Here is a 26517-nt window from a genome sequence, read left to right as displayed (position 1 = left end):
CGCCTACCAGTGACAGCGGCCTTGCGTAACCCAAGGCCGCTGCCACAGTCGATACTGGCCACTCACTCCTTCTCATCCAGCAACGCCTGTATCACCTGCTCCTGCCCGGCATAATCGCCCTCGCCAAAATGGACATGGCGCACCTGGCCCTTGCGGTCGACAAAGTAATGCGCCGGCCAGAACTGGTTGCCCCAGGCATTCCACACCTTGTAGTCATTATCCACCGCCACCGGGTAACCGATCCCCAGCCGGGCCACCTTGTCACGCAAGGTGCCGACATCGTGCTCGTAGTCATATTCCGGCGTGTGTACCCCGACCACCACCAAGCCCTGGTCGGCATAGCGGCGTGCCCACTCGTTCACATGCGGCAGGCTGCGCTGGCAGTTGCTGCAGTCCCAGGTCCAGAAATCCACCAGCACTACCTTGCCCTTGAGCACGGGTGCATCCAGCGGCGCCGAATTGAGCCATTGGCTGGCCCCCGACAGCGACGGCATGGCGCCGTAGCTGTCACGGGCCATCAGGTGCCCGGCCAGGCCAAGGCCGGTCAGGGCCAGGGCGATACCGCCCACCTTCAGCATCAGGCGGCGATCAATTTTCATGGCAGCCGCCAGTGGCGTAGCTGCGGTACTGCACGCTTTGCTGCCGGCCCTTGGAATCGAGGTAGTCCATGCGGGTGTTCACCAGGCCGCAGGCGTTGCTCTGGTCATCCTGCACCGATAACACTTTCTGGACATCCAGGTGGTCGCCGTAGCGGTACTGCATCACGGCAGCGTCGTCCATCGGTGCGCTGGCAGCGTGGGCGGCCAGGGTGCCGAAGCTGAGCACGGCGAACAGGCTGGCGCTGGCGAAGGTCTTGAAGGTCATGGCATCTCTCCTGTGTAACGCTGGGGGGGTGGGGAGTGCTGCTCCCCGGTCGAGAGCCATTTCACGCCCGCCAGGTATCCCGCATGTGTCACCCAGCGTTGTGATCTGCTTCCTCCTGTATCGGCCCACGGGCCAGATACACTGCAATACAAAACCCCGCAGGCAAGCGCCCACGCGCTCGGTACACTGCGCCCATACCCTTTGCACAGGAACGCAGCGCATGGAACACGTCGATCACATCCTGATCGTCGACGACGACCGCGAAATCCGCGAGCTGGTCGGCAACTACCTGAAGAAGAACGGCCTGCGCACCAGCATCGTTGCCGATGGCCGGCAGATGCGTGCCTTTCTCGAAGCCAACAGTGTCGACCTGATCGTGCTCGACATCATGATGCCCGGTGACGACGGCCTGTTGCTGTGCCGCGAGCTGCGCGCCGGCAAGCATCGCAACACCCCGGTGCTGATGCTGACCGCACGCAACGACGAGACCGACCGCATCATCGGCCTGGAAATGGGTGCCGACGATTACCTGACCAAGCCGTTCTCGGCCCGCGAGCTGCTCGCACGCATCAATGCCGTGCTGCGCCGTACACGCATGCTGCCGCCCAACCTGACCATCAGCGAAAGCAGCCGGCTGCTGGGCTTCGGCCAATGGCGCCTGGACACTACCGCGCGCCACCTGCTCGACAGCGAAGGCACCCTGGTGGCCCTGAGCGGCGCCGAATACCGCCTGCTGCGGGTGTTTCTCGACCACCCGCAGCGGGTGCTCAGCCGTGAGCAGCTGCTCAACCTGACCCAGGGCCGCGAGGCCGACATTTTCGACCGCTCCATCGACCTGCTGGTCAGCCGCCTGCGCCAGCGCCTGGGCGACGACGCGCGCGAACCCAGCTGCATCAAGACCGTGCGCAGCGAGGGCTATGTATTCTCGCTGCCGGTACAACTGCTCGAGTCGCCGTCATGAAGTGGCCACGCACCCTCGCCTCGCGCCTGGCGCTGATCTTCTTCACCGGCCTGGTCCTGGCCTATGGCCTGTCATTCGGCCTGCAGGCCTACGAACGCTATATCAGCAGCCGCTCGATGATGCTCAGCACCCTGGAACAGGACGTGGCCACCTCGGTAGCCATCCTCGATCGCCTGCCCGCAGCCGAACGCGCCGCCTGGTTGCCGCGCCTGGAGCGGCGCACCTACCGCTACCGTCTGGACCAGGGTCTGGCGGGCGAAGCGATGCCCAGCAGCGACCCGCCCATGGCCGCCGATTCGATCGTCAAGGCTATCGGCAGCGACTACCGCCTGACCTTTCAGGAAATACCCGGGCCGAACCTACACTTCCAGGCGCACCTGAGCCTGGCCGACGGTGCGCCGCTGACCATCGACGTGACCCCGTCACCGGTGCCGGTGGCCCGCTGGCTACCGGTGGTGTTGCTGATCCAGTTGGCCGTGCTGTTGCTGTGCACCTGGCTGGCCGTGCGTCTGGCAATCGGCCCGCTGACCCGCCTGGCCCAAGCGGTGGACAACCTCGACCCGGACAAGCCCGGTGTGCAGCTGGACGAAAGCGGCCCGCGCGAGGTGCGCTACGCCGCCGTGGCCTTCAACGCCCTGCAAGCGCGGATCGCCGCCTACCTGAAAGAACGCATGCAGTTGCTGGCGGCAATATCGCATGACCTGCAAACACCGATCACCCGCATGAAGCTGCGGGTCGAGGTGATGGACGACGGGCTGGAAAAGGACAAGCTGTGGAATGACCTGGGGGAAATGGAACACCTGGTGCGTGAAGGCGTGGCCTATGCGCGAAGCATGGACACCAGTACCGAGGCCCCGTGCCGGGTCAACCTCGATGCCTTCCTCGACAGCCTGGTATTCGACTATCAGGACAGCGGTGCCCGGGTGGAGCGCCGCGGCAGCAGCGGCAGCCTGCTGCAGACCCGGCCGCATGCCCTGCGCCGCGTGCTGGTGAACCTGGTGGACAACGCCCTCAAGTTCGCCGGGGCTGCCGAGCTGGAAATAGCCCGGGAGGGCGACACGACGGTCATCCGCGTACTCGACAACGGGCCGGGAATACCCGCTGGCGAGCTGGATGAAGTGCTCAAGCCGTTCTACCGCGTGGAGGGTTCGCGCAACCGTAGCACTGGTGGTACCGGACTGGGGCTGGCGATTGCCCACCAGCTGATCCAGGCCATGGGCGGCCGGTTGACACTGAGCAACCGCACAAGCGGCGGGTTGTGCGCGCAGATCGAACTGCAATGACCGCTTTTGCCGGTGCGGCCCTGTCGCGACGCAAGGCCGCGCCTACAAAAAGCGGGCCTCGCCTCTACAAACAGATACACAACCCAACTTCCGCCGACACACTGCAGATACCCCGCTCCAACACACTCCCGTTCACCACCACATTGCGGGAGCCCCCTGATGAAACCCCTGACTCTACCCTCCGGCTGGCAGCTGTTCGCTGTCCTCGCCGGCCTGACCCTGGCGATGACCGCCGTGGTCCTGGCCAGCCAACCCGACCCCGACGGCCTGCGCAGCGCCATCCGCGCCACCGCGCGCAGCTCGTTCGCGCTGTTCCTGCTGGCGTTCCTCGCCTCTTCCCTGGTGATCTTGCTGCCAGGCACCCCTAGCCGCCGCATCCTCCAGGAACGGCGCTACCTGGGGCTGGCATTCGCCTTTTCCCACACCGTGCATGGCGTGCTGATCTACCGCTATGCGCAACAGTTCCCCGAGCTGTTCTGGGCCAACCGCACGCTCACGTCCAGCCTGCCCGGCACCCTCGGCTACCTGTTCCTGCTGCTGCTCACCGTCACTTCATTCCAGGCCCCCATGCGCCTGCTGGGTGGCCGTGCCTGGCGGGCCCTGCACAGCACCGGCATGTGGGTACTGGCGGCCGTGTTCTGCCTGTCGTTCTACAAACGCATCCCCATGGGAGGCTGGTACCCGCTGGCATTCGCCCTGATGTTCAGCGCCATCGCCATGAAACTCACCGCCAAGCTCGCCCGCCAGCAACGCCGCAACGCCCGCGCCTATCCCTGAGGAGAGAAAACAGCATGAGCACGCTGACGCGTACCCTGAGCACCTTTGACCGTTTTGGCGCCTGGAGCGCCGACCTACCGTTGCGGCTGTTCCTGGCTTGGGAGTTTTTCGAGTCCGGCTGGGAGAAGCTCAATGGCAGCAACTGGTTCGCTGACTTGCAAGCCAGTTTCCCGTTCCCCTTCAACCTGCTGCCGGCGGAGTTGAACTGGCAGCTGTCGATGTGGGCCGAGCTGATCCTGCCGTTGCTGCTGTTGCTCGGCCTGGGTACCCGGCTGGCAGCAGCAGGGCTGATGGTGCTGACCGTGGTGGCGATCGTCGCGGTGCATTGGCCGGCGCACTGGTCGAGCCTGGCCGAGCTGGCCCAGGGCTATGTCATTACTGACCAGGGCTTCGGCAACTTCAAACTGCCGCTGATCTACCTGGTGGCGCTGCTGCCGCTGCTGCTCAAGGGGGCTGGGCACTTGAGCCTGGACCATTGGTTCAGGGTGCGCTGCTGCAAGTAGATACGTTTGGGGCTGCGCAGCAGCCCCACTACCACACGTCAAACTGTACCGATGATGATGCCCTGCTCGCGCAGCCCCTCCAGCAATGCCAACCCTTGCATCACATCGGCGTCCAGCGCCTCCAGCCGCGCCCGCCCACTGCCCTGCTCCAGCGCCAGCAACCGGTACGCCAGCGGCGTCAGGCGAGCGAAGCGCACCTGCAACCCGGCATCGCGATAAACCAGCAACAAGGTCGCTGTCGCAGGTACGGCCTGCGGCTGGTAATCCGCCCCGATCCGCTCTACCGGCCACCGATAGGCCAATACCCGCGCCACACAAGACAACAGCGGCTCCCCTTCCAGCAGATTGCCCCCCGGGTCATGCGGTGGGTCCTCGGCATCGCTCAGGTACAGCTGCGCCTCGATCCACTCGTAGTGCGCCAGCTCCAGTTGCCAGGGGGCATCCGGCTGCACGCCCTGCAGGTAGTCGACGAACGCCCCGGCTATTTCGGTGAACAGTGGCGTCTGACTACGGTAGTTGGCGTAGAAATCATGTACCCGAGCATGCCAGCGCTGCTCACCCAGCGCCTGGCGCATGACCGGGAAGCTGCCGGCCAGCAAGCCTTCGATGGCGCCATAGAACAACTCCCGGTACACCCTGAGCCGGCGTGCCTCCACGCCAGCCGGTGGTGCATGGCGCTGCGGGTCGCGCAGGTGGCGGGCCAGGGTATATTGCTGCTGACGCAAGGTCTCATCCATTGGCGTGCCCTCCGGTGGCGTGCTGCACCTGGCGAATGCGCGCGGTCTCGGCCAGCAGATCGGCAAGCGGCGGGTAGTTGAAGTCACGTTCGAGCACCGTCGGTTGCACGCCAAAGCGCGCACAGGCGACTGCGTACAGCGCCCACACCTCTTCCTTTACCGCGGCGCCATGGGTGTCGACCTTGAGGTCGGGCGCTTCGTCGTAGTGGCCGGCCACGTGCATGCCGACCACCCGGGCCTGGGGCAGGCCTGCAAGAAACGCCTGGGCCTGGTAACCGTGGTTGCAGGCATTGACGAACACGTTGTTGACGTCCAGCAGCAGGTCGCAGTCAGCCTCGTCGAGCACCGCCCGGATGAAGTCGAGCTCACTCATGGCCTGGTAAGGCGCGGCATAGTAGCTGATGTTTTCCACGGCTATCCGCCGCCCCAGATGCTCCTGGACCTGGCGAATACGCGCGGCCACATGGCGCACGGCTTCATCGGTAAATGGCAGGGGCATCAGGTCGTACAGGTGGCCGTCGTCGCTGCAGTAGCTCAGGTGTTCGCTGTACAGGCGCACCTGGTAGCGCTCGAGAAAACGCCGCGTCTGCTCGAGGAACCGCAGGTCCAGCGGTGCGCTGCCGCCCAGCGACAACGACAAGCCATGGCAGGCAATGGCAAAACGTTCGGCCAGTTGCGCCAGCCCCTTGCCGTAGGCACCGCCCACGGCAATCCAGTTTTCCGGGGCGCATTCGAGAAAGTCCACCACGCCGGCCTCCAGGGCGAGCAGTTCCGACATCAGGCCGCGGCGCAGGCCGAGCCCCGTTTGCAGGGGGACGGCGGGTAGTTGCGTTGGGTGCATGGAAAGATCTCCAACAGGCACAACGCCCCGCCTGGCCAGCAGGAGGGGCGTTGCGCTTACAGGGGGTCAACGGCTCAGGGCTTGCCGGTCAGGTGGCTGAACAGCCCTTCGGGCATGCGCTTGCCATTGGCCTGGTAGATCGCCTTGAGATGGTCGGCAGCTTCCTGTTCGGAAATGTAGCCATCGTGGTTGCGGTCGATCTTGTCGAAGTCGCCGGCGCGGTCCTTGGCCACTGCAACGAACTCGTCACGCGACACCTGGCCATCGTGGTTGGTATCGGTCCTGGCGAACGACGCATCGCCGCACTTGCCTTCGCCACATTTGCCCTCGGCGCCGGCCTTGGCACTGGCGCCACACTTGCCTTCACCGCACTTGCCTTCGCCCTGGGTGGCCTTGGCGCCGGCCCCGCACTTGCCCTCACCACATTTGCCTTCGCCGGCCACCTTAGCCGAAGCCAGCTGGTAACCCTGGGCCAGGGGTTCGACAGCGAATGCGCTGCTGCCAAGGGCCATGCTGCCGATCAGGGCGGCGCCAAGCAGGCCGAGCGTGCTTCGTACAGGTGTCATGGTGATGCTCCACTGTGGTTGGGATGTGGAGCCATTAGGCCGTTGCGGTTTGTCGGGGATGTATCGCGGAGGGCGCGGTTTTGTATGAAAACCGCTCAGCAGCGTGGCCATATACAGTCAGATACAAACCAGGCTGCAAGCGGCCCCGGCGGGCGCCGGGGCCGAGCCACTCAGTCTTCCAGCGGCTTGGGCGGAGCGGTCGGTTTGGCTGGCTTGGCCGGCTTGCTGTCCTTGGCCTTGGTTTCCGGCGCCGCGGCCACGGGTTCGGGCGCCGTGAGCGCTTTTTCGCTGGCGGGCAGCTCATCGACCGCCTTGAAGATCGTCTGTGGGTCGATAGCCTCGCCGCTGTCGTCGTCCTTGAGCACATGCCGCTCGCCGTCCTTGCCCACCAGGATCACCTTGGTCCCCTTGCTCGCGCCCAGTTTCAGTTCCCGAATCAGGGCCATGGTGGTCTGCTGTTCGAGGTTCTTGTCATCACGCTTGCCCATCATGCTGGCGACGCTGTACAGCACCAGGCCGCGTTCCTTGAACGCGGCCTGGGTGGCCGGGTCTTTCAACGCCTCGTTCAACCCGCGCAGGGTCGGGTCGGCGCTGCTCGGGGCGATAACCACCAATGGCCTGGCCTTGCCCAGTTCCTTGGCCAATGGCGCATCGCTGTCTGCGGCGAACAGCGGGCCGGCAACAGCAAGCAAGGTGGCGAGGGTCAGTGACCGAACGAGCATGTGTATCTCCTTATTCTCTCGATTAACCAAAGACTACAGATCATGGAGAAAGATCCTACGTGCGAGCCTAAACCAACCAGCACGATCACGGCGCCGGCAAAGGTAACCTGGCATTTCCTTGACCGTGCGCCGGCCACCCGGGAAACACCAGTGCCCGAAGCTGAGCATAGCCCACGGGGGCCTCATTGCCCTGCCGAGCGCGACTCTGGACCGGCCTCCAGGGCCTCCCGGGTAAGCGCCAGCAGCAGTGCATGACGTGCTTCATCACGCTCGCGTTGCAAGGTCGCGTATTGGGCCATGTACTCGGCTTCCGGCATGCTGTCGGCAGCCTCCATCAACCGGTTGGAGCGCTCCTGGTAAGGCGCATTGAACGCCTCCAGGCGCTCGGCATGGTTCCTGAGCAAATGCTCTTCCCAGAATTCACGGGCCACCAGCGATGCGGCAAGGTGCTCCGTGGTTTCGGCCTCCTCTACCCGCGCGCGCACCTGTTCCAGGCGCTGCGCAGTCACCCCGCCAACCTCGGCGAACAGCATGTCGCCCGGCTGCGCCGGCAAGTCCAGGCTGTCGCGCAGGCCAATACGATAGGCAAGCCCCACTTCGATTTCGTCCGGGTCCGCGCCATCGGCCCGCCTCGCCTGGATGTCCTCGAGGGCAATGCGGTCCACCTCGTCCAGACGCCACAAACGCCGCCCCAGTTGCAGCAATGCGGCCTCTTGGTTCCCCCCCGCTGCATCCACCCGTGCGCGCCAGACCAGCATATGCAGTTCCAGGTTGCTGAAGCACAACGTGACGCTGTCCTGGCACGTGAGTGTATCGCTCGCGCGCCTGAACAGTTCTTCGCGCAACGAACTGTAGTCACGCATGGCAATCAGCATGTCGAACACCCGGTTCGCCAAGGCCTGGCGATGCGTACCGAAATCCGCGGTTTCCTGCAATCTGCGCAGCAGGTTGAAGAAATCCGCGGCGCCTGGCTCAGTCACCAGTTCGTCCCACACGGCAGACTGTTCAGGCCGCAAGGCACTATCGGCGGCATCCAGCCAACGCAGGCGGACCGATGCAGCCGGGGCGATCACCTCCTGTTCAAGGGGCATGGCATGCGCCTGCCTGAACACCTGTAGCCGCTGGGCAGCTTCGGCAGTCAGCGGGTTACCTTCGAGCAAAACGGTGCTGGTGACCCAGATCGGTGAGCGATAGAAGCGCTGCGGCAATTCGGTGATCTGGTTGCCGCGCAGATCGGCGATTACCAGTTCCAGGCGGTCCAACAGTGCCGGAGGGAATTCGCTGATGCCCGTGTTGCGCAAGTGCAGCCGGGCAAGGCGGTCGAGGCGGTACAGCGGGAAGGTGCGGCCCAACGGGTTGTAGGAGAGATTGAGGTATTCCAGCGCATCGCAGTTGGCAAGCGTCATGGCCTGCGAGGCATCCAGCACAATGTTGTTGCCGAACAGGTCCAGCTCGCGCAAATGCGCCAGGTGCTGCAGGCCTGCCGGAACCCGGGTCAACTCGTTGCCGGAGAGTTCCAGCACCTGCAAGCGGGAGAAAGCACGCAAGAACCCGGGGGAGACCTCGCGTAGCCCCACGCCCATCATCGACAGCTCATGCACGTGGCCGAAGCTGACCTGTTCCGGCAAATCGGGCAACCTTTGCAGGGTCACTGCCCACACGCTCAAGCGATACCCCGATGGCCGGCCTTCCATCCCGGCCGCGCGCACAGCGCTGCGTTGCCAGCAATTGACCAGGGTATCGCGCAGATAGCCGCGTTCTCCGCGTTCCAAGGCACTCGTGCCCATCTGTACCCAGGTGTGCAGATGCGTCTGCAGGGTTTCCAGCTCACGCGTGAGGCTGGCCAGTTCATCCTCGGGGCGGCGTCCAGCCTGCTGTGCATCGTTGATCCAGGCGAGCACCTGCGCGTCGGTATACGAAGGGTAGATGGCACGCAACGAGGCGAACACCCCCTGCGGCCTGGTACGCCGCCCGGCACCATCGCCGCGTCCGCTCAGCGGGTAGCCAACGCGCCCGTCCGGCAGCCGCCGCGGTGGCCGGAACCAGCCGGCCGGTTCGGCGTGGCCCAACAGACGGCGTATCAGCGCCCGCTGCTGCTGGGCCTGGCGCCCGACCAGCACCCGCAGGTTGTGGGCGAAGGGGTCACCCACGCCCAATGCGGCCTGCTGGCTCTCATCGTACGCAGCTGCAATCACCGTAAACAGTTCACCCGGCTCTCCGACCACGCCATGCGTGCCGTGTAGCTGGAACTGCCCATGCAGATGGACCAGGTCGAAACATCCCTCGCACTGCTCGCTGCCCGCCAGCATTGGCCCGTCGAGCGCCCCTTCGAACAACCGCCAGCGAACGCCGCTGGCCAGCCCTGGCAGACGCTCGCTCAAGCCCAGCACGGCCCTCGCCAGGTCGGCCCCCTGTGGCGTGTCCAGAAAAAGCCCCTCGTACACCCGTACCACCCGTGCTTCCAGTGCGGCTTCCCGGGCAGCGGCGGCGAGGTTCAGCGACACCCGCCCGGTGTCGAGCAGCCGTTGCCGGTCAGCCGGCCGCGCATCACGCAGCAAGGCGGCGGCCTGCCGGTCATGCAGCCCCGGGAACAACCGGCGCAAGGTCGCGACATCCTGCCCTTGGCTGCCCTGTTCCGCGACATACACGCGCTCGAACAACGCCCGTCGCTGTGCCCAGGCTAGTTCGGCCAGCGCCTGGTCAGTGAGCCCCGCCGCGCCCGGCAGCCTGCGGGCATGTTCCAGCACGGCAGCATCGATGACCTGCGCACCACCGCGCAGTCGGCTCACCACCTGGCGGATGCGCCGGTCAAGGTTGAAGCGCATGGCGCTGTCGCGCATGCCTGCCCCGGGGGCATGGCCATGCACATGCAGGCCGCGAAGTTGTGCACTGTCGAGGGCATGGGTCGCCATGAACAGCTCCACCTCCTCGTCATCGAGCCTGGCAAATTCGCCCCCCAGGCGGCGCAGCAGATAACCTTGGCCGTCCCACTGCGCGGGCTGTTCGCACCACAACCGCCAGGCACCGGCGCCGTTGTGCTGCAGGCGCGGTGCATGGCCGGCCTGTGCCCGCAGGCGCCACTGCCCCGGTAGCCGGTCCGCGACGACCGCGTAGTGATGGCCGTCCATTTCCACCCAGGCCTGCTCGCCGAGTCGCTGGATACACTCGCTGTCGCCTGCGCTCGCCTGCGCCGGCAGCACGCTACGGAACGGTGCGAGGGCCGGCCGCCACAAGCGCCTGGTGCCATCCTCGAGGCGCACCGGGACCAGGCTGTCGACCAGTGCCGATCTGTTCCACACACTGCGCACGGCGCTGGCACCCGCCACCGTCACGGCCATCACCGCCACGTCGCCGGCAACATTCAGCACGTGGTCCAGCGCTTCGCTGGTATCGCCCTCGTGCCAGGCCTCGATGCCATGGAACACCTCTCCCAGCAGTTCCCAAGCAGTCACCGCCAGCAGGCCGACACCGATCACCGGTACGAACAATGCCGCCAGGTTGAGCAGGGCCCAGCCTTCGGCGGCCAAGCGCTGGTCATGAGCCTTCTGTTGCTCGGCATCGACGTGTCGGGTCGGCACCGCGATCATCGCAGCGTCATCCATCAACTGTTCGATGCGCGCCCGGGCCAAGGCCTCGAACACTGGCTGAGGGAGGGCTTGCATGTGTTCCTCGAGGCTGATGTTGGCAAGGTCGGAAACACCCTGGTAGCCGGCAATCACCGCAGCGAAGAACGTCTGGCTGTCGCGCCGGCGAACGAAACGGCTGAAAAAGCGCTGGTACTGCGGGGTTCGCAAGCGCTTGCCCAAGGCGTTGGCGAAATGACGCAAGTCAGGGAATGCCCGCCAGGCGCCCTGCGGGTCCCCCGGAACATGCACCAGAACCCGCGCCGTGCTGCTGTAAAGCGGACTGAAGGTTTCATCGCGCACGTCGAGCACGACGACCTGTTCAAGCCAGGTACCCAGCAGTTTCAGACGCTTGGCCTGCACCGGTCGCCCGTCAAGCTGCAAGGACGTGTACAACCCGCAGAAGTCCACCAGCAGCTGGTGATCCGCTTCGCTGACGTGGCCGCTGATCCAGGCGACATGCGCATCGACCAGCATCGCATAGCGCTGCGCCCGGGCAATCAGCGACTCTACCTTTGGCGTCGCGTCATCGCTTGCAGGTGCCTGCAGGATCGACCTCAGGTGAGCCTGATACTGCCCACCCAGGTCGAGGCTGCGACACAGCGCCGCGAAATCCCGCGCAGTTGGCAATGTGTGCCCCTCTGCCGCCCCCAACAAGCCATTGCCGATGGGTTGCCCACCTTCCTCTGCCTGGTCAGCCGTGAAATTGCGCAATGCGGCTTCAAGCAGGGGGACCTGTTCATAGACCACCGTGGTCAGGTGGCTGCCCACCGGCTGATAGTTGATCACCGGCTCACGGCGGCCCTGGCGAAACTGCAGGGTCCCGAGGTCGATCGTCGCGGGCAGGTTCAACCCCGCTTGCAGCAAGGGCCTGGCAAACCGGTCGATGCCCTGGATCTGCCCCAGCACTGCACTGACGCGCTGGCGGAAGTACAGGCTCAGGGTCATGGCCTGCGACAGCGCCTGCACTTGCGCCGGGGTGGCCGAACCCAGCCAGCCCGGCAAGCGCTCCGCAATGATTGCGTCCTGGAAGGCCTGCTCTGCGGTCATGGGTGGGTAAAGCGGTTGCTCGGGGCTGCCAGGCATCATGCGTGTCTCCATTGAATGAAGACCCCAGCCTAAGCAGCTGACAGCCAAGCCGGCGCCTAGATATTTAATACCTGGCTGCCACCCCGGCTCAGAACAGCGGCAATTGCTGATCCACAAGGGCTCCGAAGCCTTCTCCCACGAACGGCAGGATGGCGTCGGCCACCGGTTGCAGCTGGCGTGACAGATAATGCTCATAGTCGACCGGCGCTTGCAGGTTCTCCAGCGGTTCCGGGCCGGCAGTGGTCATGACATAGCTGATCCAGCCACCGCGCTGGTATTGCAGCGGGCGGCCCAGGCGGCGGTTATAGTCATCGGCCAGGCGTGCGGCCCGCACATGCGGCGGCACGTTGCGCTGGTAATCGGCCAGCGGCCTGCGCAGGCGCTTGCGGTACACCAGCAGGCTGTCGAGTTCGCCAGCCAGGGTCCGTTGCACGTACTGGCGCAGGTAGTCGCGAAATGGCTCGCCACGGAATATTCGTCCGTACAGCTCCTGCTGGAACTGCCGGGCCAGCGGCGACCAGTCGGTGCGCACCGACTCCAGGCCCTTGTAGACCATTTCTTCGCTGCCATCGGCGCGCTGCACCAGGCCTGCATAACGCTTCTTGCTGCCTTCGTCGGCGCCGCGGATGGTGGGCATCAGGAAACGCCGGTAATGCACTTCGTACTGCAGTTCCAGCGCGCTTTCCAGGTGCATCTGCTCGCGCAGGTGTTCGCGCCACCACTGGTTGACCAGGCCCACCAGCTCACGGCCGATGCGGGCCGCGGCCTGGTCCTCATGCGGCCCTTTCAGCCAGACGAAGGTGGAGTCGGTATCGCCGTAGATCACCTCATACCCCTGGGCTTCGATCAATGCCCGGGTCTGGCGCATGATCTGGTGGCCGCGCAGAGTGATCGACGAGGCCAGGCGCGGGTCGAAGAACCGGCAACCGCTGGAGCCGAGCACGCCGTAGAACGCATTCATGATGATTTTCAATGCTTGTGACAGCGGCGCGTTGCCCTCGCGCTTGGCCGCTTCCCGGCCCTGCCATACCCGCTCGACGATGGCCGGCAGGCAATGCTGGCTGCGCGAAAAACGCGCCCCCCGGAAACCTTCCACCGAATGCTCGTCGTCAGGCAGGCGCAAACCCTCGACCAGCCCGACCGGGTCGATCAGGAAGGTACGAATGATCGACGGGTACAGGCTCTTGTAGTCGAGCACCAGCACCGAGTCGTACAGGCCCGGGCGCGAATCCATGACGAAACCACCAGGGCTGGCTTCCTCGGGGCGGCTGCCGAGGTTGGGGGCGACGAAGCCCAGGCGGTGCATCTGCGGAATGTACAAATGACCGAACGCCGCCACCGAACCGCCGCTGCGGTCCACGGCAAGGCCGGTGACCGACGCACGCTCGAGGAGGAAATCGAGCAGGCGGGTATGGGCGAAGATGCGCGTGACCAGTTCGCAATCCTTGAGGTTGTAACGCGCCAGGGCCGGTTTGTCCTCGGCGAAGCGGCGGTTGATTTCATCCATGCGCTGGTACGGCGTGTCGATGGCCTTGCCTTCGCCGAGCAACGTCTGGGCAACACTTTCCAGGCTGAACGACGGGAAGCTCCAGGTTGCCGAGCGCAGTGCCTCGATACCGTCGATCAGCAGCCGGCCCGGGGCATCGGCGAACACGTGGCCGCCACTGGCGTGGCTGCGCAAGGTCAACGGCGCGCCATTGCGCCCCAGTACCAGCGGCACCTGCAGCAGTCTGGCGTGTTCATGCAACAGGCGCAGGTCGAACTGGACCAGGTTCCAGCCGATGATCGCGTCGGGGTCATGCGCGGCGAACCACTGGTTGAGGCAGGTCAGGAGCGCGGCGCGGTCGGCACAATAGTGCAGGACAAAATCGAGGTCATCGGCTACGCCGTTCGCCGGGCCGAGCATGTACACCTGGCGCTGCCCGCAACCTTCCAGCGCAATGCTGTACAGCTCGCCACGCTCGCTGGTTTCGATGTCCAGCGACACCAGGCGCAGTGGCGGGCGATAAGCCGGAAACGGCTTGAGCTGGGCATCGCACCATATGCCCTCGGCGTCAGCCTGGCCGGTGAACTGCACCGGGGCGGTGATGAAGCGCTCCATCAGGTAGCGCTCGGGCGGGCGGATATCAGCTTCGAACACCTCGATACCGGCCGCGCGCAGGCGTTGCTCCAGTTGCATCAACTGCCGGTGCTGGCGGCAGTACAGGCCCAGCACCGGGCGCTGGTCGAAGTCCTTCAGCTGCAACGCCCGCAGCTCCACGCCGGGTTCGTTGCCCAGCAATACCCGGGCATGCGCTTCCTGGGCCTGGGGAACGAACGCCACCGACACCTGCGGCGCCAGGCGCAACAGCCGCGGCCCCTGGTCGGTGGCCAGCCAGAACTCCACACAGGTGCCTTCGGGCGTGTCATGCCAATGTCGGGTCAGGACAAAGCCCTGCTGCAACTCCACCGCGTCGACCTCTGCATCGTTTGTTGGGCTGATCGTGGCGATTCTACCTCTGGCGCAGCGGCGCCGCGCATTTTTATGGGATCAGGGGCGCCGCCCCACGGGTAACAGGCGGACCGGCGAACAGCGTCTAGCGAGCGCCGATCACGAAGCCATGACGCCGCCCAACCCAGGCCAACAGCCAGGCAACCCCGACCAGCCCCAGCACCACCCCGCCGAACCACTCCACCCCTGCCCCGCTCAACAACAACCCGCCAATGATCCCGCCCAGGGCAATGGCGCTGTTCCACACCGTCACCAGCATCGACTGCGCCACATCGCCACCCTCGCCTGCCGCATCTGCACAGGCAGTCTGCAGCAGGGTCGGCGCGCCACCGTAGGTCACGCCCCACAAGGCGATGCCCAGGTACATCAGCCACGCCGACGCCTGCCCCAACACCAGCGTGGCCAGGGCAAAGCCGGCCAGGCTCAGCAACACCAGCGTGCGCAGGTGCCGGTCCACCAGCACCCCCACCACGCCGATCCCGGCCAGGGCTGCCAGGCCAAACACCATCAGCACCGGGCCAATGTCGGCGGCCATGCCGGCGGCTGCCAGCAACGGCACGATATAGGTGTAGAGAATGTTATGGCCCAGGATCCAGCCGAGGATCACCAGCAGCACAACCAGCACCCCCGGCGTGCGCAGCACCTGCAGGGCAGCCGGACGCTTGCCGACGACGTGCCCTGGGTAATCCGGCACCGACCGCAGCACCCAGGCCATCAGTACCAGCGCCACCACGCTAACTACCACGAAGGTCGCCCGCCACCCCAGCCCCGCCCCCAGCCAGGTGGCGATCGGCAGCCCGAGCGACAAGGCAATCGGCTGGCCGAGCATCGCCACCGCCATGGCCCGGCCCTGCAGCGCCACCGGTACCATGCGCCGGGCATGGCCGGCAATCAGCCCCCAGGCCAGCCCGGCCGCTGCGCCGGTGAAAAAGCGCAGGACCAGGGTCAGGGTGTTGGACGACGACACGGCTGTCAGCCCGTTGAACAGCACGAAACCGCCGATCGCCAGCAACAGGGCGCGGCGGCGATACCAGCCCTGGGTCAGGGCCACCAGCGGGATGGCCGTCAACAGCGAACCCAGGGCATACGCCGTGACCCATTGCCCGGCCATGGCCTGGCTGATGTGCATGCCGTCGGCGATCTGGTCGAGCAGGCCGGCCGGCAAGGTTTCGCTGAGGATGGCAATGAAGCCGGTCATGGCCAGCGCCAGCAACCCGCTGAGCGGTAAACGTTCATTGCCGGCGGCCAGCAGCGGTGCGGAGGATGTCTGGGACATTGCAGATGCCTTGTGTAGGAAAACCAGGCGGACAGTCTGCAAGCCAAGGCCATTGCGGAAAAAGACGGCTACAATGCCGTTCACCCAGGACACCAGTGTCCGCAATCAGAGATACAGCATGGACAGCCTCAGCGGCTTCGTGGTCTTCAACCGGGTGGCCGAAACCCGCAGCTTCGTCGCTGCCGGCCAGTCGCTGGGCATCAGTGCCTCGGCCGTGGGCAAACGTGTGGCGCGCCTGGAAGGCCGCCTGGGCGTGCGCCTGTTCCACCGCAGCACGCGCAGCATCACCCTCACCGCCGAAGGCGCGCTGTTCCTCGCGCGCAGCCGGCGCATCCTGGCCGAAATCGAGGCCACCGAGCAGGAACTGTCCCAGGCCAGCGAGACCCCGCGCGGTCGCCTGCGGGTAAGCATGCCGCAGGTCACCGGGCTGGTGATGCCGGCGCTGGCCGAGTTCATGGCACAGTACCCGGAGGTGGAGCTGGACCTGGACTTTTCCGACCGCATGGTGGACATCGTCGGCGAAGGCTTCGATGTGGTGATGCGTGGCGGGCAACCGGGCGATTCACGGCTCAACGCCAAGTTCCTGGGGCACTTCCAGCACTGCCTGGTGGCTTCCCCGGAATACCTGCGCGAACGCGGTACGCCCCTGCACCCGCGCGACCTGGCGACGCATACCTGCCTGCACTACCGCTTCCCCAGCAATGGCAAGCTGGAAACCTGGCCACTGCGCCAGGAGCACCCCGAGCAGGGCTATGACATTCCCATCTCGATGGTCTGCAACCATGTCGAGACGCGCGTCTGCTTTGCCGTGAACCACCGCGGCATCACCTGCCTGCCGGACTTTACCGTCCGCCGTGAACTGGCCAGCGGTGCGCTGGTCAGCCTACTGGACAATTTCATGGAGCGGCGCGGCAGCTTCTACCTGCTTTGGCCGTCCGGGCGACAGATGCCACCGAAACTGCGGGTATTCATCGACTTCATGCTCGACCGCGTCTTCAACCGTACAGGTAGTTGATGTCCTTGCAGGCCAGCGCCGGCACCTGGCCGAGCAGGAACTCGCGCAATTTGTGCATCTGCCGCGCCTTGGGGCTGGCCTTGAGCCAGGTCATGTAATAGCCGTCGCCAGTGGCCACCGCGTGCTTGAACGGCGTGACCAGGCGCCCCGCCGCCAGGTCGGCGCTGGCCAGCACCAGGTCTACCACCGAAATACCCAGGCCTTGCTGGGCAGCAGAGATGCCTTGGTCAAGGGTATCGAACACTTGCCCGTGGTCGATGCTGATGTGCAGCGCGTCCATGCGTGCCAGCCAGCGCCGCCAGTCACGCCGGTCGGGCGACGGGTGCAGGAACTCGCACTGGGCCAGGTCGGCCAGGTCCGGTTGCGCCTGGGTCATGTAGTCGGGGTGGCACACCGGAATCAGCCACTCGTCGAACAGCTTGAAACTCTCGATATCGGCGGGAAAACGCCCGTTGGCCAGCAGGATCGCGCAGTCGTAGGGCTCGGAATAGAAGTCCACGCTATCGATGTCCATCCACACGCTGGACAGTTGCACGCTGCAGTTGTCCTCGATCTTCTTGAACGCATCCAGCGCCCGTAGCAGCCAGCGCACGGTGAGCGTGGACGGGGCTTTCAGGCGCAGCCCGTAGCGGTCCTGGCGCAGCAGCGCGCAGGCATTCTCGATGATCTTGAAACCCACCTTGAGCTCTTGCGCCAGCAGGCGGCCATGCTCGGTCAGGGCCAGTTTCGGCCCGCGCCGCTCGAACAGGTCACAACCGAACATGGCTTCGAGCGTCTTGATGTGATGGCTGACGGCCCCTTGAGTCAGGGCCAGTTCTTCCGCGGCACGGGTAAATGAGCCATAGCGAGAGGCCACCTCGAAGGCACGCAACGCGTGCAAGGCCTGAATCCGTTCCGACATGGCGACGCCCCGAGCATGAATGAGACTAATAGTAGGTCATAGTTCCACGCGTTTTACAACGCCCGGATCGTCTCGGAAAATGCAGGTAAATAATAAAGATAACCAAGATCCTGCCTGCATATGACTGGAAAGTTCATCTAATTATCGCCTGGGGAAATCATGTTTACGGGTTATGGAACTTGCTATCGCCTGGACGCGCTGGAGCTGGCCGCTGAACATGTCCGGTACACGCAACACTGGACTTACCAAACCATAGAACATTTTCGCACTGTCCTTGCCAACCCCGAATTCCCATGCCTGTTCGGCCGCAAGGCGGTGAACGGCGCTACCTGTCACATACTCTTCGCCCGCTCCGGGCAACTGGCCGACGACATCGCCCAGGGCCTGGCCGACTACGTGCGCATGATCACCCCGATCCCTGCCAAGCAACGTATCGGCAGCCCGCTGGTGGTATTCCTCGAAACCGCTACCGACCATACCCTGGCCGAGCAGCAGGCGCTGGCCTGGAAGGTGCTGCGTGGCGTGCATGCGCGCGATCCGCACCCTTGGCCGCAAGGCATCCCGAGCGACCCCGAAGACAATGGCTGGTCGTTCTGCTATGCCGGCATGCCGCTGTTCATCAACATGAACTTTCCCGGCCACCAGCAGATGAAAAGCCGCAACCTGGGGCCGCACATCACCTTCGTCATCAACCCTCGGGCCAATTTCGACGAAGTGGCCAACGCCAATACCGAAAGTGGCCAGCGAATCCGCGAACGCATTCGCGAACGCGTGCGCCACTACAACGACGGTGTCATGCCCGACACCCTTGGCTTCTTTGGCGATGCCGACAATTACGAGTGGAAGCAGTACCAACTGCAGGAGGCAGGGTCGCTCAACCCTTCCCGCTGCCCGTTCCATGCCCATGCCGCACACCCGGCCACACCCGACCTACTGATCGAGACCTGACCGTGAATACCGCACTCACCGCTACCTACGCCCTTACCGTACTGCTGCTGATCGCCACCCCCGGCCCGGTGGTGGCCTTGATCGTCAACACCGCAGCCGCCTCCGGCTCGCGCAAAGCCATTTTCACCGCCGTCGGTACCAACTGGGCGTCACTGGTGCTGATCGGCGCGGCCGCCTGGATCATCCTCACCAGCGCGGCCATCGACAAGACCTGGCTGAGCGCCATGAGCCTGCTGGGTTGCCTGTTCATTGGCTACATTGCCGTGGGCACGCTCAGGGAAGCACTGGCGGCGCCTGCATCCGAGGCCCCGGCTGAACCCGCCAAGCCCGGCCGCGGCGGGCTGCTGCAGGGCTTCATGGTGGGCATTTCCAACCCGAAGGACATCATCTTCTTCATCGCCTTCTTCCCCCAGTTCATCCAGATCACCGAGTCGTTCGGCAAGAGCATGGTGGTGCTGTCGCTGCTGTGGGTGGTCATCGACTTCGCCGTGCTCAGCCTGTACATCTTCGCCATCGGCAAGATCGCCTCGCAGCGCAGCAACCGCATGATCAGCCTGGCCTCGGGCGTCGCCCTGCTGCTGATCGCGGCTGGCGGCCTGCTGTACAACCTCAGGGAACTGGCAGCCTGACACCGTGCAGGCGCCCGTTGCAACAGAAGGAGAACCCATGACCGCGACAGACCCGAACCGGGCGCCTTCACCGTTGCAACAGGACTACCAGCGCTTTCTCCTGCTGGGCAGCCGGCGTGCCCCGCACACCGTGCATGTGCATGAAACCGGCTACCGCTCCGGTACCATCAACACCGATGCCCTGGGCCTGCGTTATAGCCATTGCGCCGGCAAGCGCTTCTCGGCGGCCGAGCGCGGCAGTGCGGCCCGCATCAACCTGCTGGTAGGTGGTTCCACCGCCCTGGGCATCGGCGCCAGCTCCGATGAACATACCGTGGCTTCGCACCTGTCGATGCTCACCGGCGAAGTCTGGCTGAGCCTGGCCGGCTGCGGGCTCAACGCCAGCCAGGAACTGCTGATGTTCCTCACCCACCAGCACCGCCTTGGCCAGATCGGGCATGTGGTGGTGCTGAGTGGCGTCAACAGCCTGGCCCACGAAGCCCTCAGCGAAGTCCTCGGCAACCAGCACGACCCGCAACACGCCAAGGCCTACCAGAGTTTTCTCAACAGTTTCAGCGAAGGCCTGCAGCCTGCCGCACCGCCCCACCGGCCATCACTGTGGCGGCGCATCAGCCAGGCACTGGGCGCGCCCACTCAGGTCGAAACGCCAGCCACCTGGCCATTGTCGTCTCCGGAAAAACGCATGGCGCGTGCCGCCGACCATATCGGCCGAACCTTGCGCCAGTGGGACCGCTTGCTGGCTGACAGCCACGCCACCCTCACCTTCATCCTGCAGCCGCTGCTGCCCTGGTGCCGGGATAGCCTGCCGGCTGGCGAGCAAGCCATGCTGGACACGCTGGAGCGGCGACCGGCAAATTTCGACCGGCTGCTGGACGGCGCCTTCGACAGCCAGTTGCATTCGGCCTTCTTCCGCCGCATCAAGCGCCAGGCCGACCCGGTCCCCTGCTACGACATGAACAGCATGCTCAGCAGCTCGCCGGTGTTCGGCGCCGACCTGTTCATCGACCGCCTGCACCTGAACGACCTGGGCAACAATGCGCTGGCCAAGGTGATTACCGCCAAGCTTGGCCTGGCCCAGGAAAAACACGCCCAGCGCAAGGCCTCGCCAGTCAAGCTCGTCTGAGAGTCGGCAGGTGGTCTTCCGGCGAGGCCCTCGGGTGGCTAGAATAGGCCGTCGTTCCGACCTGCCCGAGGCGCCCGCTTGACCGCCATGAACATCGAAGCCGTCCATCAGTACCTGGCACCGCGTGGAGTCTGCCTGTGAGCCGCATGCTTCGCTTGCCCTCACTATTGATCGCCCTGATGCCTCTGGCCGCGCATGCCCACGAGGTGCGTATCGACCCGCATGCCGACCTGCTCTACCGCCAGGCCCTGCCATTGCTGGAGCAGGCTGACAGCCAGGATGACAGCGCCAGTACGCTGCGTACGGCCGTGAGCGGCGACCCGGAACTCAGCCGCCAGGGCCAGGCCATGGCCCATACCCTGCCCACGGCGGTTGCCTTGTTGAAGAAATCCGTGGAGCTTGGCCACCCGGTCGCACAGTACCGCCTGGCGCTGTACTACATGACCTACCTGCCTGCGGCACAGATTCCGGATGCCGCCTGCCCATTGCTCGAAGCCAGCCTCAAGCAGGGCTTTGCCGCACCGGCGCCGGCCATTGCCACCTGGTGCCCCCCTTACAACGTCAGCGACGATTACCGTGCTGCGCTGGAAGCCATCCCCAACATGGCCACGGTGTATGCCGCCTACTACCCGCAGCCGGCCACGCGCCTGGCCTGCAACCGCAACAGGCCGCAGGGGCTGGAAATGCAGTGGGGGCGTCAGCGCGACTACCAGGCCGAGGTGTACCGCCTGCTCGGCGACCTCGACCCGCAACAGCGCCAGAGCCTGCTGCAAAAGGCCGTCGAGATAAATGGCTGCGTAACGGCGCAACAGCACCTGACCAGCCATCCCTGAGCGCCTTCTGCAGGAACCGCGTCGACCAGCAAGATCGTTCAAGCCATTCCCGCGCGCCTTCTGGCATGCTGGCCTACCTTGTACATGCACTGCAGCCATCATGCCCCACATTGCACGCCAAGCTTACCTCCACGGTGCCATCGCCAGCCTGCCGCTGTCGCTGGCCGTCGCCCCCTGGGGCCTGCTGGCCGGTTCCATGGCCATCGAAGCCAACCTCAGCGCCTGGGAAGGGCAAGGGCTATCGGCCATTGTCTTCGCCGGGGCCGCGCAACTGGTCGCCATCGGTATGCTCAAGGGCGGCGCCAACCTGGCGTCGATCCTGCTGACCACCCTGCTGCTGACCTCACAGCACCTGCTGTATGGCCTGTCGATGCGCCCGCTGCTGTCCAACCAGCCATTGCGCTGGCGGCTGGGCCTGGGCTTCCTCCTGACCGACGAGTTCTTTGCCCTCACCAGCCAATACGACCAGCAACAGTTCAACCGCTGGTATGCCCTTGGCGTGGGGCTGACGTTCTACATCGCCTGGAACCTGTTTACCCTGGCAGGCATCCTGTTGGGGCAGAACATTCCCCACCTGGACCAGCTCGGCCTGGACTTCTCCATCGTCGCCACCTTCGTCGCGCTGATCGCACCGCTGGTGCGCAACCTGGCCACGGTGGTATGCGTGGCAGTGTCGCTGTTCTGCTCGGTACTGTTCAGCCACTGGCAATGGGAAACCGCCCTGGTGGCGGCAGGCCTGCTGGGCATGAGTGCCGGTTTCATCTGCCAGAAATTCAGCGGAGCCCGCTCATGACCTGGATCCTGATTTTCGCCATGGGCGCCATTGTGTTCCTCAACCGCTATGCATTCCTGGAGCCACGCCTGCCGTTGCGCCTGAGCTCAAACGCCCGGCAGTTCCTCGGCTTTGCCGTTCCGGGCATGCTCACCGCGATCTGCGCCCCGATCATCTTCATGCCCGGGCACCAGCTCGACCTGAGCCTGCTCAACCCCTACCTGCTGGGTTCGCTGGTGGCCATCGCCCTGGTGCTGTTGACCCGCAGCGTGCTGCTGAGCATGCTGGTGAGCATGTTGATCTTCTACGCCCTGCGCAGCTGGCTGGCATGAGCACGCCCCTGCGCGAGCAGACACACCTCTGGCAGGCGCCGGCTCTGGGCGACGTCGAAATGCTGCATGCACGCTATTTCCAGCAGCGCTTCGCCCCACATGTGCATGAAGGCTACGTGTTCACTGTGATCGAGTCGGGTGCCCAGCGCTTCTGGCACCGCGGTAGCGAGCACCTGGCGCCGGTCGGCAGCATGGTGCTGATCAACCCTGACGAGTTGCACACCGGGGCCACCGCCCACGAAGCGGGCTGGCGCTACCGTGGCTTCTACCCGGAGCACGAGCGGGTAACCGGAGTGCTCGAGGAGCTGGAACTGGGCCGCCACGGCATGCCCCGTTTCAAGGACAGCGTGATCCATGACCCGGCCCTGGCCAGCGCCTTCAGCCAGTTGCACCAGCTGTCCGAAGCCGGCGCCAGTGCCCTGCAGCAACAGACCGCCTGGCGCCAGGCGGTGCTGGCCCTGGTGCAGCGCCACGGGCAATGCGCCGAACCTGCGGCCCCCGGCCAGGAACCGCTGGCGGTGGCCCGCGCGCGCGAACTGCTGGAAAGCCAGCTGGCCGACCCGCCATCGCTGGAAGCGCTGGCGGCGGCGGTCAACCTGTCACCGTTCCATTTCGCCCGGGTGTTTCGCCAGGCCACCGGGCTGCCGCCCCATGCCTGGCTGAAGCAGCGCCGCCTGGCCCGGGCACGGGAAATGCTCAAGCGTGGCTGGGCAGCCTCGGAGGTGGCATTTGACCTGGGTTACGCCGATCAAAGTCATCTGAGCCGGCAGTTCAAGCAGGCCTATGGGGTGACCCCGGGGGCCTACCGCAGCGCCTGCCTGCAGGCCTGAGCTGCGACAGCCGGCCACAGGTATTCCCGCCAGCCACTGCTACACTGACAGAGCTGAACGGAGGATCCTGCCATGTCCGAAAGAGAGCTCACCACCCTGCTGTCGCTGATGAACCAGCGCCAAGCCTGCCTGAGCAGCGCCTGCAAGGAAATTGCCGACTGGATCGACCGGCAGGGCGATGTGCCCGCCGCCGGCAAGATCCGCGCGAGCCTGAAGGCCCTGGAGGCTGACGAGGCCAAGGTGCGCAAGACCCTGACCTCACTGACGCTCGACCGGCCACTGCCGAAGTTTCGCAGCTGAAAATGAACAGGGCCGCAAAGCGGCCCGGTTGCACATCTGTCAGTGGTTCATGTGCATGTGCTCATGCCCGCTGCCCGCCTCGGCGGTGAGCGCTCGCACCTCAGCCTGCACGTCGACGGTTTCCCTGGCACCCTTGGCATCTTCGATGGTCAGGGTCAGCGGCACTTTGTCACCCTCCTTCACCTGACTGCTCAGCCCCATCAGCATCACGTGCAGGCCATTCGGATCCAGCGTCACGGCCTTGCCAGCTGGCAACTCGACGGTTTTCACCTCACGCATGCCCATCACGTCGCCGTTCATGGTCATCTCGTGCACCTGGACGGTCTTGGCCACCTGGGACGCCACGCCCACCAACTTGCTGTCGCTGCTGGCGGTCAGGGTCATGAAGGCCCCGGTGGACTGCTGGTGCGGCACACTGGCACGCACCCAGGCATCGCTCACGGTGGTCTCGGCCAGGGCTGGCAAGGCCAGGCCCATCAGGGCCAGGGCGGCCAGGCCGCGCTTGATCGGTTGCATCGACATTCAGCAGATCTCCATCAGGGTAACCAGGTCTTCGGCGCATTCCTGGGCGGTCAGGGCATGGCCCAGGCTCAGGCGTAACGTGCCGCGCGTATCGTAGACATAGCTGGTGGACGAGTGCGAGACGGTATAGGTATCCCCGGCCGGGACCTTCTCGTAGAACACCTTGAATTCCTTGGCTACTGCGGCAATCTCTTCGGGGGTGCCGGTGAGCGCGGTGAACGACGGGTCGAACGCCTTGACGTAGGCATCGAGCACTTCCGGGGTGTCGCGCTCCGGGTCCAGGGTGATCAGCACCACCTGGAACAGGTCGCGGTCGCGGCCTTTGAGCAGCTTGCGAATCTGTGCGGCGCGCGCCAGCGTGGTCGGGCAGACCGCCGGGCACTGGGTAAAACCGAAGAAGATCATCGGCATGCTGCCGTAGAAACTCGACAGGGTGCGCACGTTGCCCTGGGTGTCCTTGAGGCTGAACTTGCGCCCAAGAATCTCGTTGCTCATGTTCTTGCCGTACTTGAACTCGAGCCCCCGGGCCGGGCTGCAGCCTGCCAGCAGGCCAAGCCCGAGAACGCCCATCCCGGCGACAACTGCGCGCCGGGTATATAGATCATTCATGAAACCATCCTTTACAGGGAAGGTGCCGGCCCTCGGGACGGGCCGGACAAAAAGCCGGGGCATTCTGGCACGACACCCCGAGGGGTTCTACCCGACGAAGGCAAGGACAGGCTGCAGCCCTTTGAATCCGGGCTGCGGCCTGTTGTCGCAGGGGTTGAAACAGTAACACTTTGTTGCTAGGAGCGCGGCCTTGGGGAAGCAGCCCTTCCCGCATCAGTAGTAGGCGTTCTCTTTCTGGCTGTGGTCTGTCACGTCGCGCACGCCCTTCAGCTCGGGTATGCGCTCCAGCAGCGTACGCTCGATGCCTTCCTTGAGGGTTACGTCTGCCTGGCCACAACCTTGGCAACCACCGCCGAACTGCAGCACGGCGATGCCGTCGTCGACCACGTCCACCAGGCTCACCTGGCCGCCGTGGCTGGCCAGGCCGGGGTTGATCTCGGTCTGCAGGTAGTAATTGATGCGCTCGTTGATCGGGCTGTCTTCGTTGACCATCGGCACCTTGGCGTTCGGCGCCTTGATGGTCAGCTGGCCGCCCATGCGGTCGGTGGCGTAGTCGACCAGCGCGTCTTCCAGGAACGGCACGCTGACGGCATCCAGGTAAGCGGTGAAGCTCTTCAGGCCCACGGCGGTGTCGTCAGGCTTCTCTTCGCCCGGCTTGCAGTAGGCGATACAGGTTTCGGCGTACTGGGTGCCTGGCTGGGTGATGAAAATGCGAATGCCGATGCCAGGCGTATTCTGCTTGGAAAGCAGATCGGCCAGGTAGTCATGGGCGGCGTCGGTAATGGTTATAGCGCTCATGTAGGTTCCTCACAGACTTGCGGCCAAGTGTACGCCAACCCGGCCTTCGAACAAAGTCCTAGTATTTGACTCGGGAAAGCGCATATTCAGGGGCTGGCTCCCGTGGCGCCGCCAACCAGGCCTGCATGCGCCGGTACAGGCCGCGCTCCAGCCAGCGGTAGCTGCACCACGACATTAGTCCAATGGACGGCACGCACAGAGCGAATACCAGGTACGGGTTCAGTTGCAGGCGCTGGCTGGCGAACCAGCCGGCGTACAGCACCAGCACATGAACCAGGTACACCGAATACGAACAATCGCCCAGGGCCTTGAGCAGCCGGTTGCCACGGAACTGCGGCTCCAGGGCGACGAAGGCCAGCACGATCATTGCGCTCGGCACGCCCCAGTTGAGCAGCCGCCGGGAAGCGTCCAGGTAATAGATGGCCAGACTCGCCAGCACCAGCAACAGCAACGGCAACCCGCGGGCATGGCGAATCAGCCCGCTGCGGTGCAGCACGCCCAGGCCGATGCCGAGCAGGAACTCATAGATGATCGGGTTGTTGTAGAAACGGCTGAGCACGCCCAGCCGCCCCAGCACTTCACTGGCCAGCAGCAGCGCAGCGGTAGCCAGCAGTTGGTGATGGCGCTGGCGCACCAGGAAGGCCAGGCCGAACAGCAAGTAGAAGAACATTTCGAAGTTCAGCGTCCAGCCCACGTTCAGGGTCGGGTACAAGCCGTAGCCGCCAGGGTTTTCCGCCGGGATGAACAACAGCGACAGCCACAAGTGCTGCCAGGTGAACGCCTGGTGCGGCATCCATTGACTGAAAGCGAGCAGCAGCGTGGCCATCAGCGCCGTGTAGAACCAATAGGCCGGGACGATGCGCAACACCCGGTTGAGCAGGAACTGGCGCGGTTCGATGGCTTTGTCACGGGTCGACAGGTAAATGACCAGCCCGCTGATGACGAAGAAGATGTCGACGCCAACAGCGCCACGGTCGGTGAGCAGTTGGCCAATGGGGCCGGTGGCATGGAAGTCGAAGAAGATCTGCATGAAATGGTGGCAGACCACCACCCAGGCGGCGAACGCCCGCAGTGCCTGAAGCGAATACAGCATGGAATACCCTGCAATTGCCGGTGCATTGAGGCCCGGCGAGCTGCACAGCAGCCCCCGGACCACCCAGCATTTCCGACCG

27 protein-coding genes are annotated in these 26517 nt (G+C 64.8%); 13 read left to right on the top strand and 14 right to left on the bottom strand.

Annotated elements, in window-relative coordinates; all coding sequences use genetic code 11:
* Positions 1 to 62: 62 nt before the first annotated feature.
* Positions 63 to 578 (bottom strand): thioredoxin family protein, encoded by a 516-nt coding sequence (locus tag ACLEJP_RS00350; protein WP_440804429.1) that lies wholly within the window; start codon positions 576 to 578, stop codon positions 63 to 65.
* A gap of 10 nt (positions 579 to 588) precedes the next feature.
* Positions 589 to 864 carry a DUF2790 domain-containing protein gene (locus ACLEJP_RS00345; RefSeq protein ID WP_440803500.1) on the bottom strand — a complete coding sequence of 92 codons (276 nt, stop codon included), beginning with the start codon at positions 862 to 864 and terminating at the stop codon, positions 589 to 591.
* Between the two features lie 220 nt (positions 865 to 1084).
* Between ACLEJP_RS00345 and ACLEJP_RS00340 the strand changes: the two genes are divergently transcribed.
* From ACLEJP_RS00340 to ACLEJP_RS00325, 4 genes are all read left to right on the top strand, one after another.
* Positions 1085 to 1825 carry a response regulator gene (locus ACLEJP_RS00340; protein WP_003250463.1) on the top strand — a complete coding sequence of 247 codons (741 nt, stop codon included), beginning with the start codon at positions 1085 to 1087 and terminating at the stop codon, positions 1823 to 1825.
* The gene (locus ACLEJP_RS00335; RefSeq protein ID WP_440803498.1) at positions 1822 to 3108 is read left to right on the top strand and encodes a sensor histidine kinase; all 1287 of its coding nucleotides are present in this window, start codon (positions 1822 to 1824) and stop codon (positions 3106 to 3108) included. Before ACLEJP_RS00340 ends, ACLEJP_RS00335 begins: the two co-directional genes overlap by 4 nt.
* A gap of 159 nt (positions 3109 to 3267) precedes the next feature.
* Positions 3268 to 3885, top strand: coding sequence for a ferric reductase-like transmembrane domain-containing protein (locus ACLEJP_RS00330; protein WP_440803496.1), 618 nt, complete (start codon positions 3268 to 3270; stop codon positions 3883 to 3885).
* Between the two features lie 14 nt (positions 3886 to 3899).
* Positions 3900 to 4388, top strand: a complete 489-nt coding sequence (locus tag ACLEJP_RS00325) for an HvfX family Cu-binding RiPP maturation protein (RefSeq protein WP_440803494.1) — start codon at positions 3900 to 3902, stop codon at positions 4386 to 4388.
* Between the two features lie 38 nt (positions 4389 to 4426).
* Here ACLEJP_RS00325 and ACLEJP_RS00320 read toward each other — a convergent pair whose 3' ends face one another.
* The 7 genes from ACLEJP_RS00320 to ACLEJP_RS00290 form a co-directional block, all read right to left on the bottom strand.
* Positions 4427 to 5125 (bottom strand): HvfC family RiPP maturation protein, encoded by a 699-nt coding sequence (locus ACLEJP_RS00320; RefSeq protein WP_440803491.1) that lies wholly within the window; start codon positions 5123 to 5125, stop codon positions 4427 to 4429.
* Positions 5118 to 5966, bottom strand: a complete 849-nt coding sequence (locus tag ACLEJP_RS00315) for an HvfB family MNIO-type RiPP peptide maturase (protein WP_440803489.1) — start codon at positions 5964 to 5966, stop codon at positions 5118 to 5120. Before ACLEJP_RS00315 ends, ACLEJP_RS00320 begins: the two co-directional genes overlap by 8 nt.
* Positions 5967 to 6040: 74 nt before the next feature.
* A complete protein-coding gene (locus ACLEJP_RS00310) occupies positions 6041 to 6532 on the bottom strand; it encodes an HvfA family oxazolone/thioamide-modified RiPP metallophore (protein ID WP_440803487.1) in 492 nt (163 codons plus the stop codon).
* 170 nt (positions 6533 to 6702) lie between these two features.
* The gene (locus ACLEJP_RS00305; protein ID WP_440803485.1) at positions 6703 to 7254 is read right to left on the bottom strand and encodes a DUF4174 domain-containing protein; all 552 of its coding nucleotides are present in this window, start codon (positions 7252 to 7254) and stop codon (positions 6703 to 6705) included.
* Between the two features lie 182 nt (positions 7255 to 7436).
* Positions 7437 to 11966, bottom strand: a complete 4530-nt coding sequence (locus ACLEJP_RS00300; protein ID WP_440803483.1) for an NEL-type E3 ubiquitin ligase domain-containing protein — start codon at positions 11964 to 11966, stop codon at positions 7437 to 7439.
* Positions 11967 to 12054: 88 nt separating this feature from the next.
* A complete protein-coding gene (locus ACLEJP_RS00295; protein ID WP_440803481.1) occupies positions 12055 to 14415 on the bottom strand; it encodes a DNA polymerase II in 2361 nt (786 codons plus the stop codon).
* Positions 14416 to 14542: 127 nt separating this feature from the next.
* The gene (locus ACLEJP_RS00290; RefSeq protein WP_440803478.1) at positions 14543 to 15733 is read right to left on the bottom strand and encodes an MFS transporter; all 1191 of its coding nucleotides are present in this window, start codon (positions 15731 to 15733) and stop codon (positions 14543 to 14545) included.
* Positions 15734 to 15851: 118 nt separating this feature from the next.
* On the opposite strand from ACLEJP_RS00290, the gene ACLEJP_RS00285 reads away from it, so the two are divergent.
* The gene (locus tag ACLEJP_RS00285) at positions 15852 to 16748 is read left to right on the top strand and encodes a LysR family transcriptional regulator (RefSeq protein ID WP_440803476.1); all 897 of its coding nucleotides are present in this window, start codon (positions 15852 to 15854) and stop codon (positions 16746 to 16748) included.
* Here ACLEJP_RS00285 and ACLEJP_RS00280 read toward each other — a convergent pair.
* Positions 16729 to 17649: a LysR substrate-binding domain-containing protein gene (locus tag ACLEJP_RS00280; RefSeq protein WP_440803473.1), complete on the bottom strand. Its 921-nt coding sequence runs from the start codon at positions 17647 to 17649 to the stop codon at positions 16729 to 16731. The genes ACLEJP_RS00285 and ACLEJP_RS00280 overlap by 20 nt on opposite strands.
* A gap of 159 nt (positions 17650 to 17808) precedes the next feature.
* Between ACLEJP_RS00280 and ACLEJP_RS00275 the strand changes: the two genes are divergently transcribed.
* The 8 genes from ACLEJP_RS00275 to ACLEJP_RS00240 all read left to right on the top strand — a co-directional run bounded on the left by ACLEJP_RS00275 (position 17809) and on the right by ACLEJP_RS00240 (position 23416).
* On the top strand, positions 17809 to 18597 hold the full coding sequence (locus ACLEJP_RS00275; protein ID WP_440803471.1) for a YqcI/YcgG family protein: 789 nt from the start codon (positions 17809 to 17811) through the stop codon (positions 18595 to 18597).
* Between the two features lie 2 nt (positions 18598 to 18599).
* Complete coding sequence (locus tag ACLEJP_RS00270; protein WP_225777222.1) at positions 18600 to 19226, top strand: LysE family translocator; 627 nt, start codon at positions 18600 to 18602, stop codon at positions 19224 to 19226.
* 37 nt (positions 19227 to 19263) lie between these two features.
* A complete protein-coding gene (locus tag ACLEJP_RS00265; RefSeq protein WP_440803467.1) occupies positions 19264 to 20349 on the top strand; it encodes a hypothetical protein in 1086 nt (361 codons plus the stop codon).
* A gap of 137 nt (positions 20350 to 20486) precedes the next feature.
* Positions 20487 to 21182 carry a sel1 repeat family protein gene (locus ACLEJP_RS00260; RefSeq protein ID WP_440803464.1) on the top strand — a complete coding sequence of 232 codons (696 nt, stop codon included), beginning with the start codon at positions 20487 to 20489 and terminating at the stop codon, positions 21180 to 21182.
* A 100-nt stretch (positions 21183 to 21282) separates the two neighbouring features.
* Entirely contained in the window at positions 21283 to 21975 is a 693-nt protein-coding gene (locus tag ACLEJP_RS00255; protein ID WP_440803462.1) for an AzlC family ABC transporter permease, read from the top strand.
* Positions 21972 to 22286 carry an AzlD domain-containing protein gene (locus ACLEJP_RS00250; RefSeq protein WP_440803460.1) on the top strand — a complete coding sequence of 105 codons (315 nt, stop codon included), beginning with the start codon at positions 21972 to 21974 and terminating at the stop codon, positions 22284 to 22286. Before ACLEJP_RS00255 ends, ACLEJP_RS00250 begins: the two co-directional genes overlap by 4 nt.
* Positions 22283 to 23116 carry an AraC family ligand binding domain-containing protein gene (locus tag ACLEJP_RS00245; RefSeq protein ID WP_440803457.1) on the top strand — a complete coding sequence of 278 codons (834 nt, stop codon included), beginning with the start codon at positions 22283 to 22285 and terminating at the stop codon, positions 23114 to 23116. The genes ACLEJP_RS00250 and ACLEJP_RS00245 overlap by 4 nt, the downstream gene beginning before the upstream one ends.
* A gap of 72 nt (positions 23117 to 23188) precedes the next feature.
* Entirely contained in the window at positions 23189 to 23416 is a 228-nt protein-coding gene (locus ACLEJP_RS00240) for a hypothetical protein (protein ID WP_225777216.1), read from the top strand.
* 39 nt (positions 23417 to 23455) lie between these two features.
* On the opposite strand, the gene ACLEJP_RS00235 is transcribed toward ACLEJP_RS00240, so the two are convergent.
* The 4 genes from ACLEJP_RS00235 to ACLEJP_RS00220 all read right to left on the bottom strand — a co-directional run bounded on the left by ACLEJP_RS00235 (position 23456) and on the right by ACLEJP_RS00220 (position 26438).
* Entirely contained in the window at positions 23456 to 23938 is a 483-nt protein-coding gene (locus ACLEJP_RS00235) for a copper chaperone PCu(A)C (protein WP_440803454.1), read from the bottom strand.
* Positions 23939 to 24547: an SCO family protein gene (locus ACLEJP_RS00230; protein WP_225777214.1), complete on the bottom strand. Its 609-nt coding sequence runs from the start codon at positions 24545 to 24547 to the stop codon at positions 23939 to 23941.
* A gap of 213 nt (positions 24548 to 24760) precedes the next feature.
* Positions 24761 to 25345, bottom strand: coding sequence for a Fe-S biogenesis protein NfuA (nfuA, locus tag ACLEJP_RS00225; protein ID WP_003250416.1), 585 nt, complete (start codon positions 25343 to 25345; stop codon positions 24761 to 24763).
* 58 nt (positions 25346 to 25403) lie between these two features.
* Entirely contained in the window at positions 25404 to 26438 is a 1035-nt protein-coding gene (locus tag ACLEJP_RS00220) for an acyltransferase family protein (protein WP_440803451.1), read from the bottom strand.
* Positions 26439 to 26517 lie beyond the last annotated feature (79 nt).

The organism is Pseudomonas sp. SMV7 (assembly GCF_052041995.1).
Taxonomy (GTDB): Bacteria; Pseudomonadota; Gammaproteobacteria; order Pseudomonadales; family Pseudomonadaceae; genus Aquipseudomonas.
The sequence above is the reverse complement of the archived record's forward strand: the minus strand, read 5'-3'. Positions and strand labels throughout refer to the sequence as shown.

Excerpts from the sequence above, each read along its gene's own strand:
- ACLEJP_RS00235 (WP_440803454.1), bottom strand. The coding sequence starts at position 23,938 with ATGTCGATGCAACCGATCAAGCGCGGCCTGGCCGCCCTGGCCCTGATG.
- ACLEJP_RS00280 (WP_440803473.1), bottom strand. The coding sequence starts at position 17,649 with ATGTCGGAACGGATTCAGGCCTTGCACGCGTTGCGTGCCTTCGAGGTG.
- ACLEJP_RS00315 (WP_440803489.1), bottom strand. The coding sequence starts at position 5,966 with ATGCACCCAACGCAACTACCCGCCGTCCCCCTGCAAACGGGGCTCGGC.
- ACLEJP_RS00230 (WP_225777214.1), bottom strand. The coding sequence starts at position 24,547 with ATGAATGATCTATATACCCGGCGCGCAGTTGTCGCCGGGATGGGCGTT.
- ACLEJP_RS00285 (WP_440803476.1), top strand. The coding sequence starts at position 15,852 with ATGGACAGCCTCAGCGGCTTCGTGGTCTTCAACCGGGTGGCCGAAACC.
- ACLEJP_RS00245 (WP_440803457.1), top strand. The coding sequence starts at position 22,283 with ATGAGCACGCCCCTGCGCGAGCAGACACACCTCTGGCAGGCGCCGGCT.
- ACLEJP_RS00350 (WP_440804429.1), bottom strand. The coding sequence starts at position 578 with ATGCTGAAGGTGGGCGGTATCGCCCTGGCCCTGACCGGCCTTGGCCTG.
- ACLEJP_RS00290 (WP_440803478.1), bottom strand. The coding sequence starts at position 15,733 with ATGTCCCAGACATCCTCCGCACCGCTGCTGGCCGCCGGCAATGAACGT.
- ACLEJP_RS00340 (WP_003250463.1), top strand. The coding sequence starts at position 1,085 with ATGGAACACGTCGATCACATCCTGATCGTCGACGACGACCGCGAAATC.
- ACLEJP_RS00250 (WP_440803460.1), top strand. The coding sequence starts at position 21,972 with ATGACCTGGATCCTGATTTTCGCCATGGGCGCCATTGTGTTCCTCAAC.
- ACLEJP_RS00335 (WP_440803498.1), top strand. The coding sequence starts at position 1,822 with ATGAAGTGGCCACGCACCCTCGCCTCGCGCCTGGCGCTGATCTTCTTC.
- ACLEJP_RS00310 (WP_440803487.1), bottom strand. The coding sequence starts at position 6,532 with ATGACACCTGTACGAAGCACGCTCGGCCTGCTTGGCGCCGCCCTGATC.
- ACLEJP_RS00255 (WP_440803462.1), top strand. The coding sequence starts at position 21,283 with ATGCCCCACATTGCACGCCAAGCTTACCTCCACGGTGCCATCGCCAGC.
- ACLEJP_RS00240 (WP_225777216.1), top strand. The coding sequence starts at position 23,189 with ATGTCCGAAAGAGAGCTCACCACCCTGCTGTCGCTGATGAACCAGCGC.
- ACLEJP_RS00305 (WP_440803485.1), bottom strand. The coding sequence starts at position 7,254 with ATGCTCGTTCGGTCACTGACCCTCGCCACCTTGCTTGCTGTTGCCGGC.
- ACLEJP_RS00330 (WP_440803496.1), top strand. The coding sequence starts at position 3,268 with ATGAAACCCCTGACTCTACCCTCCGGCTGGCAGCTGTTCGCTGTCCTC.
- ACLEJP_RS00300 (WP_440803483.1), bottom strand. The coding sequence starts at position 11,966 with ATGATGCCTGGCAGCCCCGAGCAACCGCTTTACCCACCCATGACCGCA.
- ACLEJP_RS00275 (WP_440803471.1), top strand. The coding sequence starts at position 17,809 with ATGTTTACGGGTTATGGAACTTGCTATCGCCTGGACGCGCTGGAGCTG.
- ACLEJP_RS00220 (WP_440803451.1), bottom strand. The coding sequence starts at position 26,438 with ATGCTGTATTCGCTTCAGGCACTGCGGGCGTTCGCCGCCTGGGTGGTG.
- ACLEJP_RS00325 (WP_440803494.1), top strand. The coding sequence starts at position 3,900 with ATGAGCACGCTGACGCGTACCCTGAGCACCTTTGACCGTTTTGGCGCC.
- ACLEJP_RS00345 (WP_440803500.1), bottom strand. The coding sequence starts at position 864 with ATGACCTTCAAGACCTTCGCCAGCGCCAGCCTGTTCGCCGTGCTCAGC.
- ACLEJP_RS00265 (WP_440803467.1), top strand. The coding sequence starts at position 19,264 with ATGACCGCGACAGACCCGAACCGGGCGCCTTCACCGTTGCAACAGGAC.
- ACLEJP_RS00320 (WP_440803491.1), bottom strand. The coding sequence starts at position 5,125 with ATGGATGAGACCTTGCGTCAGCAGCAATATACCCTGGCCCGCCACCTG.
- nfuA (WP_003250416.1), bottom strand. The coding sequence starts at position 25,345 with ATGAGCGCTATAACCATTACCGACGCCGCCCATGACTACCTGGCCGAT.